We start from the raw sequence: 13,037 nt of genomic DNA on the forward strand, positions 1-13,037 counted from the left end.
TTAGAAGTTATATTCCATACCTAAGCCGATAGTCGTTTTCTTATCATCTTTCACTAACCAATCACGTTTTTGCTGACCAACTACGCCATAGAAACGTGCTTGTTTGTTGATTTGATAGTCTGCACCAAGACCATAAAGATCTTGTTTACGATCATCACGACCATTTGACTCTGTTGTTGCAGAGATATACTGCGCTTTTAACTTGATCGGTGTAGAAGGGATCTTATAAGCTGCAGTTACGCCATACGCATCTTCTTGTAAACCTTTATATGACGTTACATCAGAACCGCTTGTTGTTGTAACAGTGTCATCTGTTGGTTGAGCTGTTTGCCATAAAGCACCCAATACAAACCCATCAAAACCTATTTTCGTAAAATCATAAGAACCAGTTACACGGATAGCATCGGTATAGATACCAGATAAGCTATAAGCACCATATTTAGATGCGATACCGTAGTTACCTGCTACCGCAGCAGCAAAGCCATAGTCTTTATTGTCATAAGTGATCGAAGTAGAAACGCCGTCACCAAAACCATCACGACTACCTTTATAACCATTAGCTGCATTTTCTTTAGCAGAAGACTCTTCACCTTGTTGGAACATGATGTTGAAAGCCAAGCCACCTAACAATTTTTTATCAGTTTCAAAACCGATCACATTTTTTAAACGATCTTCACCAGCCAAAATAGCGGTCATATCAAGTTCGTTGTGATCGTTATAGATATCTTGGTTGCTGCCTGCTGCTGTTTTGAAGTAAGAGTCGTATTGACCAACTTTTAGTGTACCCACGCCATCTGATTTAAGACCAATAAAGCGGTTGCGGTTTGTAAAAGATTGGTCACCATCACCATCTGCATTGATTTGCCATTCAATTAAATAAACTGCAGAAAGATTGTCTGTTAATTTTTCTTCACCCTTGATACCAATACGAGAAGCGTTTGAATTTACTTTTGTTACGCTTTCGTCTTTAAAGCCATTCTTATCGATTTGATCGAGCGTCACATTGAGCTTACCATACAATGTTGGTGCTGCTTGCGCTGCATTCATGGCTAATGTTGCTACAGTAGCAGCAAGAAGCAATTTTTTCATTGAGATTTCTCCAAAACACTTTTTTGTAAATGGCAGTTGCCTTAGTTACTGTTATAAGTTTGCTCGTGTACAAAAAGTTACATAGCTCACTAACTTGTATGCAGTATCGGCAAACTTTGTGACAGATAAGTGAAAGAAAAATGACAGTTTAGTGACGATTTATGTGGAATGAAAATTTTGTTTGTTATTGATTTTTATATAATTACAAAAACAAAAAAACGGAGTCATTGCTCCGTTTAAGATATTTTCAAAGATTAAAGTGCTGCTTTGATCTTTTCAGCGAGTGCCTGAATCTTATCTTGATCACCCATTTGCACAGCATGACGTCCTAAGTCATGGACAGAACTCGGAATTAAATGGAAGTGCACATGCGGAACAGTTTGCCCAGCAGAAGCACCTGAAAGCTGCATAAGTACTATCCCTTCGGCATCAAGTGCCTTTTCCATCGCTTGAGCAACTTTTTGAACGATTTGAATCGTATACGCAGCAGCATCGGCAGGAAGATCGAGTAAGGTAACTGCTGGTGTCTTAGGAATAACTAAGGTATGACCATCGGCTTGAGGCATGATATCCATAAACGCAAGAACTTGCTCATCTTCATAAATTTTAATCGCGGGTAACTCTCCACGAAGAATTCTTGCAAAAATATTCTGGTCATCGTATGCCATGCTTAGTCCTTTAATTTAAATCATAGATATAGATATTGGAATGTCCCTCGATGTTTGCAAAGAGGGGTGAAGAAATATTACTTACAATTCAGTTCTTTTTGACGCGCTTTGATTTCGTCTAAGCGTTGCTGTTCTTTGTCAGAAAACTTTGGCTTAGTGGTATGACAGTTCTCATTACCATACTTGGCTTTAGCATCTGCATCTTTAAAACAGAAGCCTTTAGATGCATAGATCAGGTTATAGTTATCTTGTAACTTTTTACATTCTTGTTCCGATGCCGAAGCTTGCATGCTGAAACCTGTAAGGGTCATTAACGTAGCAAAAGCGGCAACTGTAAACTTATTCATGAGGTGTTCCTCTCGTTATGAGCAAGCACTGCGTTGAGCGCAGCGCAAGTACTAATATAAGGTGTATAGATGAAATTTCAATGAAATTGTATTATTTGAATGTAATTTTACTTCATATTCTATCCTTAATCATATAGAAAAACTATAAAGATCAATGGTTTTATTAAAATCAAATATACAGAAGAAAATTATCAGCATTTTTATAAGGTTTTATATTCATTCTTTTAAACTTTATTAGTGCGTTATTCTGAAAACGGTGTCAGATATCCTTACTCGGTAACTCAACCATTGAAGTTTTGCCTTAAGAATATAATCAATAAAGAGCTGCTAGATGCGTACACAATAATGCTAACCCCGTTTAAATTTACTTTTAAGCGGGGTTTGTTTTTAAACAAATTGATGGTTAATAAACTACATAAAAAGCATTTTCACTTAGCTTAACGAAACAGTCTTTGAGCTATGTTGTGTCATTTGTTCAAAGTACTGTACCGCAGGTGAGCGTGCCATATATGCTAAAGCTTGTTCAGTATCACCTTCATGGATCGGATTAAATTTTGGCGATACCCAACGTAAAGTCGCTTTCCATAGATATTTAATGGTTGGGAGGTTATCTGTTTTCGTAGCCGTTTTTTCAAATTCACGAATAAAAGCAAAGAATCCACGACGCATTAATTTCTGAATGTCTTGATGTTCTAAATCCTGTTTCCCAAGACTGCGAGCGAAATCTGCAAGGAAGTAAATAAACAGTGGAAAAATTGCCATCATAATGACCTGACGAGAAACGTAGAAACCTAACTTGTTTGTTAAGAGATGTTCGAATAAATCATAAGCGACACAGCGATGTTCAACCTCTTCAGCTAGATGCCAACGGAATAAATCGGTCATAGCAGGGTCTGCTTTATCCCAAGACTTGCTATCAAGCGTCCATTGCCCAATGGTACCTGTAAAGTGCTCAATTGCGGCAATCACACCTACACGAAACAGTAACCAATATTCATCAAGCTTCTCACCTTTTAAAAAAGGGATACCTAATGGTTTATCGCCTAATAGGATGTTGAAAACAAGGTGAGCACGGTTTAATGGATCTTGTATGTCATAGCCATTTTCCCTGAGAAAATCTTGTGCCTTTTCATGAGCACGGGCATGGGCTGCCTCTTGGCGGACAAATCCGATAACTTCTTCTTTTAATTTCGCATCAGTAATATATGGGATGGCTTTATTAAATACTCGACAGAACCAAAACTCACCTGCAGGTAAGAGCATATTTATGCCATTGGCTATGTGCGAACAGAGAGGATCGTTCGGCATCCAACATACGGACGATTCAGAAAAATCGAAATATACTTTTCTTGCTTTAATTTGATGATTTTCTGTGATCATACATGTCATCCAAGATGAAATTGCGAATTAAATTGACTAAGTAATTTTTAACATTGAGTAAATTAGATCACCATGTGCTTATGGGACAAAAATGCACATTAAAGAGGTTTTAAGGACAAGATTAGATTCTAAAAGCAATTTTTCTTATATGGTTGAGTATTTAAGTCTTTACTATTGTTAAGGTGTGAATGTTCAAAAGTTAGCTGTTTACATTATTTAACACGTGAATTGATAAACGAATTAATCACCCGATATGCTTTCTAATGACTTTGGTTTTACCATTTGATAAATTATGCGAATTAAACAACAAATGGTTAATAAAATGAAATACTTTATAATAGTAGCAATAATTTCAGTTTTTATCTCAGTCAGCACTTTTGCAAGAGAAACCAATTCAATGCGTTCATCCTATGAGCTTGTTAGCGTAGGGGATAGTGAAAGCGATTTACTCAGAAAAATGGGCAAATCCTATCCAAGATATTTTAAACATAGAGATGGTCGATATTCCTGTAATGCAACAGAATATGTCTATGAGATTGATATGCAGACCTATACCGTTTGGGTCTGTAATGGAAAGATATTTAAAATTGATGTGAATAGTAAATAATTGAGATCTGAAAGAAAAATTATTCTTACTTTATATATTGCCATTATTTAACCTTAAATATAGTATGGATTTATAAATATATATAGAAACTATAATTAAGGGGTTAAATCATGGAAGAGTTTATTTCAAAATTAAAATCACATATCGAGCATGTTAAACGTGTTGGCGGTCACTGTACTACAGAGGAGACGACCAAACAGGCTTTAATTTTACCATTACTAGATATATTGGGATTTAGTCCTTATGATCCTACAAAAGTTTTGGCAGAGTTTGCAGCAGACTTTCCAGGTGTAAAAGCGACTGAACGTGTTGACTATGCTCTTTATTGTAATGGGCAGCCAGTGATGTTTATTGAGGCTAAACCTTATGTTGCAGATTTGACAAACCACGCACCACAACTTTCTCGTTATTTTAATAGCAGTTTAGGCGTGACGATAGGCGCTATTACAAATGGCAAAGAGTGGCGATTTTTTACCGATTTAATAAATACGAATGTAATGGATGAAAAACCTTTTTTAACCATTGATTTCACAAAAACTAAACCAGAAGATTTAATTCAGCTTGCAGAATTTAAACATGATAACTTTCATGCCGAAAAATTAAGATTTTTTGCTGAGGAAAATCAATATATTCAGCAGTTTAAAACAGTTATTAAACGAAGTATTAATGAAGTTGATATTGATTTTGTTCGGTATGTTGCTCAACAAGCAAGTATCCAACGCCAATTAAATACTAAGTTTTTAGAAACCATACAACCTTTCGTAAAACAAGCGGTTCAGCAAGCAATAAGTGATACTGTAGTCAAAGGCTTATCATCGCCTACAGTTATCACAGCTCAACCTATTGAGCCGACCAAAATAGCAGAAGAAGCATTGGTAAACGTTAAAGTTGAAGAGCCTGATTTTATTGTTAACCCAGACAATGAGAAAATTATTACAACTAAGGAAGAACAAGAACTTTATCGTATTGTTGCTGAACTCTTCCCCGATGTTGAATTAGAATCAAAAGACACTGAAAGCTATTATTCAGTTCTATATCAAGGTAAAAACAATCGTTGGTTATTCAGATATGATGTAAATCGTAAACGTCATACCATACAGTTTATTGTGCCAATGGATGATTCGCGTAGAAAAGAATTAGAACGTGCTGGACTAGAGGTTCAAAGTAATGGGCAAATCTTCTTAGAAAAACCTGAACATATTTATCGTATGGTTGGAATTTTAAGAGACAGCCTTGAGCACTGTCGGAATGATGATAACTTTAAGCGCTCTGCAAGCTAAGATGATACGATCAAAAAAACCATTCTACTGAATGGTTTTTTATTTACGCTCATAAGTTCTAAAACCAGCGTTTTCTAGTTTAAATTTATTCCAGCGTAATTTTACTCCAAGACTCATACATTTTCACAGCAGCAGAGAAATCACTATTCGGTTCAGCAGTCAAACTCGCAGCTTGAATCAAACTTTGCGTTAAAGCGAGTATAGGCGCAGGAAGTTTAGCTTCGTGCACTAGATCTAAAGCAATTCCTGTATCTTTAGCCAGTAAAGGTAGAGCAAAGGTCACAGGGAATTCACGGCTCAGAACACGCTGAGGAAAGATATTTTCGGTGACTAAACTTTTACCGCTAGAAGCATTAATACAATTAAGTGCGGCATCTAAATTGACACCATGCGCTTTTAGTGTAGAAAAACCTTCCGCAACTGACCATAAATTCACGGCGAGCAACATATTATTAATCGCTTTTACCGCAAAACCAGCACCTGAATCACCTACGTGTTGAATCAATTTCCCAACCGCAGCCATCGCAGGGTATGCACGTTCAAAAGCGTCAGCATTTCCACCAACCATAACCGTTAAAGTCGCATTTTCAGCGCCAACGGTCTGACCGCTGACAGGTGCATCTAAGAAATCAACATTTTTTGATTTTAGTTTTTCTGCAAGACGCTGCGCTGCCTCAGGAACACCACTGGTACAATCAATCCAAATCGCCCCAGACTTGATTTCAATACTGTCTATTAAGCTTTCAACGTCACTACTGGTTGGTAAACAAGAAAAAATAATGTCTGCTTGTGCAGCTTGAGACAACTCAGCAGCGATGGTTCCATATTCTGTTGCATGTTGTTCAGCCTTTGTAAAAGTACGATTCCAGACTAAGACTTGATCGAAATGTTTTGGTAAATGTGCTGCCATGCGATAGCCCATCGCGCCTAAACCGATAAATGCAACAGATTGAATCATCGCTTATTCCTTCATTGGAGTTGATCGTTCAGCCAACCATGTGGTTAATGTTGGCCAAAACTCAATTGAACTGTTTTGACTAGACATTAAACCTAAGTGCCCGCCAGGTATAAGAGTAAACGTGACATCTTGACTATTTGTCAACTGGGTAAGCGGAAATGCGGATTCGGAACTAACAAGTTGATCTGATTTTCCAGCCCCCACGAGTAAAGAACAATCAATGTTTTTAAGTTCAATGGTTTTATCTTGGAGTGTGATCGCGCCATTTTTTAAGGGATTTTGCAACCAGACATTAAAGAGCATGTCTTGATTCACGCCACCCGGATAATCAATCATATTGTTTAAGAAATGACTCAGCGTTGCATCTTCTTGAACCAATTTAAGATTATCTAAATTTTTTAATAATTGAATATTGCCATCAATCCATCCTTTAGGGTCAAGTAACTTAAATCCGAGTGAATTTAGGAAACCCGGTGAATGAATCATCAACTTAGGGAGTCGATTGTAGACATAGTCTTTGATTGTGGCATTGCGTGTGGTGATCGATGCCAAGGTTTTATACAGTTTGCCGATATAGCCTGAAGCATAACTGTCTATCGGACTGCCGAGGACAATTAAGTTTTTCACCACACTTGGTTGATGGTGCGCGGTATAAAGCGTGACGAATACGCCCGCCATACTCCATCCATGCAAAGAAATTTTTTCTGAGTTGGCATGTTGTTGAATTGCTTCAATACACTTGGGAATGAATCTCTCAATGAAAGATAGAAAATCAACGCGATAGTTTTTATAAGTGAGCTTGCCCCAGTCAATTAAATAAACATCAAATCCAGCTTCTTGAAAATGCTTCACCAAAGAGCGATAGGGATATAAGTCGTAAATATCCATATTGATCGCTAGAGGAGCAACAAATACAAGAGGTTCTTTAAAACGTTTGTTCTCTGAAGCGTAAAAGCGGACACGGGTTTGTTTAAACTGAGCAATCACTTGATAGGGGGTAGATTGAGACAACACCAGTTTATCTGCTTCAAATATGCGCATTGCGAGGTGTTTAAAATTTACTTTTTGTAGTTCCACAAGTGATTTCATCTTTTAAAGTCTCATCATGAGTCAAGATTGCGCGAAGTCTAAGCGATAATTTCATCTTATACCTTGACCTCAAATACCTTAGGCGATCAAAATGTTGGCATATATAGATAGGATTTGATAATCCCTTTATGAAAAAGCATTTTTATAAAGGGGGATTAGGACCATTGATCATAAGGCATATAAAACCATGAATCCAAGCGATGATTTAGAATATCAACTTGAAACACTCGCCATTCGTACGGGACATAATCGTACTTTTGAAGGTGAACATAGTGAGCCTATTTTTTTAACGTCATCGTTTGTTTGTGAAAGCGCCGCTGATGCTGCTGCTAAATTTTCTGGGCAAATTGCAGGAAATACCTATTCACGTTATACCAACCCAACTGTACAAGCTTTTGAAAAGCGTTTAGCTGTACTTGATGGTGCGGAGCGTGCGGTTGCAACCAGTTCAGGCATGGCGGCTGTACATGCAATCTGTATGGCGTATCTGAAAGCAGGCGATCATGTGATTTGTTCACGTGCTGTTTTTGGTTCAATTATTGCCTTGTTTGAAAAATATGTCGCTAAATTTGCGGTTGAAGTGACTTTTGTCGATCTAGGCGATCTTGACGGCTGGCAACAGGCAATTCAACCAAATACACGTTTACTGTTTATTGAAACGCCGTCTAATCCATTGGCTCAAGTGGGTGATATGCAAGCCATCGCTGATATTGCCCATGCGCATGGTGCATTGTTTGCGGTTGATAACTGTTTCTGCACACCAGTTTTACAACAACCGATTAAGTTTGGTGCTGATTTGATTGTATATTCAGCAACTAAATATATTGATGGTCAAGGTCGAGCTTTAGGCGGTGCAGTGGTGGGGAAACATGATTTACTTGAAGAAGTGAATGGTGTTATTCGTACTTTAGGCAATTCAATGAGCCCGTTTAATGCGTGGATTTTCCTTAAAGGTTTAGAAACACTCAGTATTCGTATGAAAGCACATTGTGAAAGTGCCCAAAAGCTTGCTGAATGGTTACACCAACATGATAAAGTTGAAAAAGTATATTATGCGGGTTTACCTGATCATCCGGGTCATGAACTTGCGAAAAGACAGCAAAAAGGTTTTGGTGGAGTCGTATCATTTGTTGTGAGAGGTGAACGCCAAGGTGCTTGGACTGTGATTGATAATACTCGGTTTTTATCTATTACCAGTAATTTGGGTGATGTAAAGTCGACAATCACGCATCCAGCAACGACCTCGCATGGTAGAATGTCGGCTGAGGCCAAACAAGCTGCAGGAATTGAAGAAGGTTTAATTCGTGTTTCTGTAGGCTTAGAAGATATTGATGATATTATTCGCGATATATCACGTGGTTTAGATTTAATTTAACGAGAGAGACTTATGAACATTAATATGCTCATGCAGCAAGCTCAACGCATGCAAAAAGACATGGAAGTGAATCTTAAAAAAGCGAAAGAAGAGCTTGCAAATACCGAGGTTCATGCTGAAGCTGGTGGTGGTTTGGTTAAAGTGACCATGACTTGCCGCAATGTCGTTAAGCGTATCGAAATCAGCCCAGAACTGTTGCAAGACGAAGCTGACATTATTGAAGATTTGATTGTTGTTGCAATCAATGATGCAGCGCGTCAAGTTGAAGCTATTTCTGAACAGAAGCTACAAGGCGCAAATACAGGCATGGGTTTACCACCAGGCTTATCAGGTTTGTTCTAATTTAAATTTAATCCTTCCTCTAAGCTCCCTTTGTCATAAAGGGAGCTTTCCCTTAAATAGCAATAATTGATTTTTGGGATTTCTCCATGCGATGCAATTCAAGTATCGTAAGAATGAGAGATGAGGAGGACTCTCCTAAGAAGTATCAATTTTTATGTTTAGCGAACGATTTGAACAGTTGGTTCATGCATTACGTATTTTGCCGAGTGTTGGTCCGAAATCTGCCCAGCGTATGGCCTTACATTTATTAATGAAAAATCGTGAAGGCGCATTTGCTTTGTCTTATGCCTTGCATGAAGCATCCAGTCATATTCATGAATGTCATATTTGCCACTCTTTAACTGAAAATGAAATCTGTGATATTTGTGCTTCAGTTGAACGTGATGAGCAACTGTTATGTGTGGTCGAATCCCCAGCAGATGTGATGGCAATCGAGCAAAGTGGTAGTTTTAGGGGAAAGTATCATGTATTGGGCGGGCATTTGTCGCCTTTAGATGGTATTGGTCCAGAAGAGATTGGTATTCCATATCTGATCCAACGGTTAAGCGAAGGTAAAATCCAAGAAGTGATTTTGGCCACCAACGCAACGGTTGAAGGTCAGGCTACAGCGCATTATTTGGTAGAAGCAACCAAACACTTACCACTTCATATGACTCGGATCGCACAAGGTGTACCACAAGGTGGCGAGTTAGAATATGTGGATAGCCATACTTTGAGTCAGGCAGTACATAATCGGATGCGGATGAAATAGCAGATTCATGCTATTTTCTTATATTTATTTTAAATTCATGTTGTTAATTTAAACAAATAATTAACTTTTACATTTTGTCTAACATTATTCTAGATCTATTTGCTGGAATTTATGGCACTATTGGCGAGCGAAAAGGATTTTCGTTTTTTGATTAAAAGGAATAGGAGTAATTTCATGTTGTGTATGTGGAATACTGATTAATTTTTTACATTTAATCTCGCATGTACGATGACTGTATTTAACAGTTTAGTCGCCAATGGTTCTTTTATTATTGTATTTGAGCAAATATGTTTCAATTTATCCAACAGCAAAACGATTTAGCTGTTCTCCTCTCCCAAATGGAACAATGTTCCACCTATGCACTTGATACTGAGTTTATTAAGGTCGATACCTTATATCCAAAACTTGGAGTCTGCCAAATTAATCTAAATGGACATGTTTCCTTATTGGATGGGGCCGCACTGGACTTATCGCATTTTTGGCAAAAAGTATTTAACGCACAACAAAATATTTTCCATGCGTGTAGTGAAGACATTGATCTGATCTATCACTACGCTGATCAGAAACCATTAAAGAATATTTTTGATACTCAAGTGGCAATGGCATTTCTTGGACATGGGCTTCAAGTGAGTTATCAAAATGCGCTCAAAACTTGCTTAAATATTGATATAGAAAAAGATCAAACACGCTCAGATTGGTTAGCTCGACCGCTTACCGAGAAGCAGATGTGTTATGCAGCCAACGACGTACTGTATTTGGTAAAGCTTGCAGATGCCTTAAAAAATGATCTACAACGTAAAGGTCAGTACCAATATGTTCTAGAAGATTGTCAAAACTTAACCAAAGAAATTGCAATGGAAACACCGCTTCCAGAGCTTTATACCAATATTGGTAATTATCGTCATACACGCCGTGAGTTGATGCAGCTACAACAATTAAGTATTTGGCGAGATCAAATTACCAAAGCAATGAACCAGCCACGCAGTTTCATTCTGAAAAACACCACCATGCTGGATTTGGTGGAAAAGAACCCACATAATAATTTTCAACTGGCTCAGATCAAAGAAATACGGCCGAATGTAGTGCGTGAGCATGGTCGAACGATTTTAGATTTGTTGAAGTTTTTACCGCCAGAAGATGATTGGCCATTAAAAATGGCTCGACCAGTAAAAAGTAACTCTAAAGAAGTCGCGCCTAAAGTAGATGCGCTGATTGATGATATTGTTATGCAAACAGGAATACCAAAAGAAGTCTTGCTGCGTAAAAAATGGCTGAATGCCATTTATGAGCATGTGGTTTTTCATTTGCCTGAGCAAGAGTTACCAAGCTATTTACTTGGGTGGCGTTATGATGTTCTCACAGAACCATTGATTGCATTGTTGCAACAGGACACTGAATATTTAGCCACACAAATGAAAATTTCCAGATAAACAAGGTAGTCAAAAAATCGACTGTTGCGTTAACATTCATTAATGTACCTGTTTTTTTTTTCATGTATGCTGTTTATGGTCTGTTGAGATGATATCTAGACCAATAGCCCCTAAGATTGTTAAGAGTTGTGAGTAAACATGCACTGCGATATTTATAGATCGAGCAAAAAAGACGAAATGTATATGTATATTGCTCGTCCAAATCATTCTGATGACAAGGAACTCGAAAATCCATTTGAAGGTGTTCCTGAAACAGTTCTACAAGCATTTGGCAAAGCAACTTTTGTGATGCATTTAGAACTTCATCCTGAACGTAAACTTGCACGTGTAAATGTGCTTCATGTTTTAGACTCATTACAGACCAAAGGCTTTTTTATGCAGATGCCGCCAGAGGGATTAATCAATCCAAATGCGGTAGAACCAGAGGGTTTGCGTGGTGCTTGAGACTTTAACTGCAATATGGGCAAACATTCTTTCGGTACTTGATCAATTTCCTGAAGAGAATGTTGCAATCATTGTATATGTTACGGGAACACTCATTGCATTGTGGTGCTGGTATCGTTTGATGACACGCTTACCAAACCCAATTGGTGGAATCTTGTGGATTGTTGCTTTTGCGATTCTTGCAACACCTACGATTTCAGAAGGTCCCAATTCAGCATTAGCACCTGCCATTTTTGGTTTGATTTTTGGTGTGCTCACCAAAGAACATGTTTTAATCTGGTCGAACTTATCATTGATTTTATTCGTCATTGGTACTGGTCTATTGATTGGCTTTTGCTGGTCAAAATACACGGCAAATAAAACTGCACGTTCAGTTTAGATATACATCCACACATTGTTAAAGATAGAAAAATAAGGTTTTAAAAATGTCTGCTGATACACAACACTTCGCTGGTACAGATCAATATATTGCAACTGATAGCCTGAAACTTGCAGTCAAAGCTGCACGTGCGCTACAAAAACCGTTATTGGTAAAAGGCGAACCGGGCACAGGTAAGACATTACTTGCTGAACAGGTTGCAGAGAGTCTCGGTTTAAAGCTCATTACTTGGCATATCAAATCAACGACTAAAGCGCAGCAAGGTTTGTATGAATATGATGCAGTGTCACGACTGCGTGATAGCCAGTTAGGTGATGATCGTGTCTATGACATTAAAAACTATATTAAACCGGGTAAATTGTGGGAAGCGTTTACCAGTGAAGAACGTTGTGTGTTGTTGATTGATGAAATCGACAAAGCAGATATCGAATTCCCAAATGATTTATTGCATGAACTCGACAAAATGTCGTTTTATGTATATGAAACAGGTGAGACTGTCACTGCGATACAGCGTCCGATCGTGATTATTACTTCGAATAATGAGAAAGAATTGCCTGACGCATTCTTGCGCCGTTGTTTCTTCCATTATATTGAATTCCCTGATGAAGCAACGATGCGTGACATAATCGCGGTTCATTTTCCAAGTATCTCAAATACCTTGGTCAGTGAGGCTTTGCAAGTCTTCTTTAAACTACGTCAAGTTCCAAATTTAAAGAAACCGCCGTCAACTTCAGAACTCATTGATTGGTTAAGTCTATTGATGGCAGATGATATGCCTGAAGATGTATTACGTAATCATGATAAATCTAAAGCCATTCCACCACTATATGGCGCTTTGATTAAAAATGAACAAGATGTACAACTCCTTGAACGTTTAGCCTTTATGTCACGCCGTTAA

Annotated in this window: 15 protein-coding genes; 9 read left to right on the forward strand and 6 right to left on the reverse strand. The window is 38.0% G+C overall.

The window, feature by feature from the left end; translation table 11 throughout:
* From EAH57_RS06460 to EAH57_RS06475, 4 genes are all read right to left on the reverse strand, one after another.
* Complete coding sequence (locus EAH57_RS06460) at positions 1-1,089, reverse strand: porin (protein ID WP_121929333.1); 1,089 nt, start codon at positions 1,087-1,089, stop codon at positions 1-3.
* A gap of 254 nt (positions 1,090-1,343) precedes the next feature.
* Complete coding sequence (locus EAH57_RS06465; protein ID WP_121929334.1) at positions 1,344-1,757, reverse strand: HIT family protein; 414 nt, start codon at positions 1,755-1,757, stop codon at positions 1,344-1,346.
* Between the two features lie 77 nt (positions 1,758-1,834).
* On the reverse strand, positions 1,835-2,104 hold the full coding sequence (locus EAH57_RS06470) for a YARHG domain-containing protein (RefSeq protein ID WP_005197015.1): 270 nt from the start codon (positions 2,102-2,104) through the stop codon (positions 1,835-1,837).
* Between the two features lie 432 nt (positions 2,105-2,536).
* Positions 2,537-3,484 (reverse strand): metal-dependent hydrolase, encoded by a 948-nt coding sequence (locus tag EAH57_RS06475; protein WP_121929335.1) that lies wholly within the window; start codon positions 3,482-3,484, stop codon positions 2,537-2,539.
* A 322-nt stretch (positions 3,485-3,806) separates the two neighbouring features.
* On the opposite strand from EAH57_RS06475, the gene EAH57_RS06480 reads away from it, so the two are divergent.
* Together EAH57_RS06480 and EAH57_RS06485 are read left to right on the forward strand one after the other, a co-directional pair.
* On the forward strand, positions 3,807-4,091 hold the full coding sequence (locus tag EAH57_RS06480) for a hypothetical protein (protein WP_171407405.1): 285 nt from the start codon (positions 3,807-3,809) through the stop codon (positions 4,089-4,091).
* A gap of 110 nt (positions 4,092-4,201) precedes the next feature.
* Positions 4,202-5,371 carry a type I restriction endonuclease gene (locus EAH57_RS06485; RefSeq protein ID WP_121929336.1) on the forward strand — a complete coding sequence of 390 codons (1,170 nt, stop codon included), beginning with the start codon at positions 4,202-4,204 and terminating at the stop codon, positions 5,369-5,371.
* Between the two features lie 85 nt (positions 5,372-5,456).
* Here EAH57_RS06485 and EAH57_RS06490 read toward each other — a convergent pair whose 3' ends face one another.
* Both EAH57_RS06490 and EAH57_RS06495 read right to left on the reverse strand, forming a co-directional pair.
* Complete coding sequence (locus tag EAH57_RS06490; protein WP_121929337.1) at positions 5,457-6,329, reverse strand: NAD(P)-dependent oxidoreductase; 873 nt, start codon at positions 6,327-6,329, stop codon at positions 5,457-5,459.
* Positions 6,330-6,332: 3 nt separating this feature from the next.
* Positions 6,333-7,418 (reverse strand): alpha/beta fold hydrolase, encoded by a 1,086-nt coding sequence (locus EAH57_RS06495; protein WP_004671053.1) that lies wholly within the window; start codon positions 7,416-7,418, stop codon positions 6,333-6,335.
* Positions 7,419-7,605: 187 nt separating this feature from the next.
* Here EAH57_RS06495 and EAH57_RS06500 point away from each other — a divergent pair, with 187 nt between their 5' ends.
* The 7 genes from EAH57_RS06500 to EAH57_RS06530 all read left to right on the forward strand — a co-directional run bounded on the left by EAH57_RS06500 (position 7,606) and on the right by EAH57_RS06530 (position 13,037).
* Complete coding sequence (locus EAH57_RS06500) at positions 7,606-8,793, forward strand: O-succinylhomoserine sulfhydrylase (protein WP_121929338.1); 1,188 nt, start codon at positions 7,606-7,608, stop codon at positions 8,791-8,793.
* 12 nt (positions 8,794-8,805) lie between these two features.
* Positions 8,806-9,135, forward strand: coding sequence for a YbaB/EbfC family nucleoid-associated protein (locus tag EAH57_RS06505; RefSeq protein WP_004671056.1), 330 nt, complete (start codon positions 8,806-8,808; stop codon positions 9,133-9,135).
* 154 nt (positions 9,136-9,289) lie between these two features.
* Positions 9,290-9,886, forward strand: a complete 597-nt coding sequence (gene recR / locus EAH57_RS06510; RefSeq protein WP_004671058.1) for a recombination mediator RecR — start codon at positions 9,290-9,292, stop codon at positions 9,884-9,886.
* A 287-nt stretch (positions 9,887-10,173) separates the two neighbouring features.
* On the forward strand, positions 10,174-11,316 hold the full coding sequence (locus EAH57_RS06515) for a ribonuclease D (protein ID WP_004671061.1): 1,143 nt from the start codon (positions 10,174-10,176) through the stop codon (positions 11,314-11,316).
* Between the two features lie 138 nt (positions 11,317-11,454).
* Positions 11,455-11,760 (forward strand): YcgL domain-containing protein, encoded by a 306-nt coding sequence (locus EAH57_RS06520; protein ID WP_005196992.1) that lies wholly within the window; start codon positions 11,455-11,457, stop codon positions 11,758-11,760.
* Positions 11,753-12,139, forward strand: coding sequence for a hypothetical protein (locus EAH57_RS06525; protein WP_034595535.1), 387 nt, complete (start codon positions 11,753-11,755; stop codon positions 12,137-12,139). Before EAH57_RS06520 ends, EAH57_RS06525 begins: the two co-directional genes overlap by 8 nt.
* Before the next feature lie 46 nt (positions 12,140-12,185).
* Positions 12,186-13,037 carry an AAA family ATPase gene (locus EAH57_RS06530; protein ID WP_005196988.1) on the forward strand — a complete coding sequence of 284 codons (852 nt, stop codon included), beginning with the start codon at positions 12,186-12,188 and terminating at the stop codon, positions 13,035-13,037.

It is taken from the genome of Acinetobacter sp. 2JN-4, assembly GCF_003687745.1.
GTDB lineage: Bacteria > Pseudomonadota > Gammaproteobacteria > Pseudomonadales > Moraxellaceae > Acinetobacter > Acinetobacter halotolerans.

Bases quoted from the DNA above. Each gene is read 5' to 3' on its own strand.
- EAH57_RS06475 (WP_121929335.1), bottom strand. From the start codon at position 3,484: ATGATCACAGAAAATCATCAAATTAAAGCAAGAAAAGTATATTTCGAT.
- EAH57_RS06465 (WP_121929334.1), bottom strand. From the start codon at position 1,757: ATGGCATACGATGACCAGAATATTTTTGCAAGAATTCTTCGTGGAGAG.
- EAH57_RS06520 (WP_005196992.1), top strand. From the start codon at position 11,455: ATGCACTGCGATATTTATAGATCGAGCAAAAAAGACGAAATGTATATG.
- EAH57_RS06470 (WP_005197015.1), bottom strand. From the start codon at position 2,104: ATGAATAAGTTTACAGTTGCCGCTTTTGCTACGTTAATGACCCTTACA.
- EAH57_RS06485 (WP_121929336.1), top strand. From the start codon at position 4,202: ATGGAAGAGTTTATTTCAAAATTAAAATCACATATCGAGCATGTTAAA.
- recR (WP_004671058.1), top strand. From the start codon at position 9,290: ATGTTTAGCGAACGATTTGAACAGTTGGTTCATGCATTACGTATTTTG.
- EAH57_RS06480 (WP_171407405.1), top strand. From the start codon at position 3,807: ATGAAATACTTTATAATAGTAGCAATAATTTCAGTTTTTATCTCAGTC.
- EAH57_RS06515 (WP_004671061.1), top strand. From the start codon at position 10,174: ATGTTTCAATTTATCCAACAGCAAAACGATTTAGCTGTTCTCCTCTCC.
- EAH57_RS06505 (WP_004671056.1), top strand. From the start codon at position 8,806: ATGAACATTAATATGCTCATGCAGCAAGCTCAACGCATGCAAAAAGAC.
- EAH57_RS06460 (WP_121929333.1), bottom strand. From the start codon at position 1,089: ATGAAAAAATTGCTTCTTGCTGCTACTGTAGCAACATTAGCCATGAAT.
- EAH57_RS06495 (WP_004671053.1), bottom strand. From the start codon at position 7,418: ATGAAATCACTTGTGGAACTACAAAAAGTAAATTTTAAACACCTCGCA.
- EAH57_RS06530 (WP_005196988.1), top strand. From the start codon at position 12,186: ATGTCTGCTGATACACAACACTTCGCTGGTACAGATCAATATATTGCA.
- EAH57_RS06490 (WP_121929337.1), bottom strand. From the start codon at position 6,329: ATGATTCAATCTGTTGCATTTATCGGTTTAGGCGCGATGGGCTATCGC.
- EAH57_RS06500 (WP_121929338.1), top strand. From the start codon at position 7,606: ATGAATCCAAGCGATGATTTAGAATATCAACTTGAAACACTCGCCATT.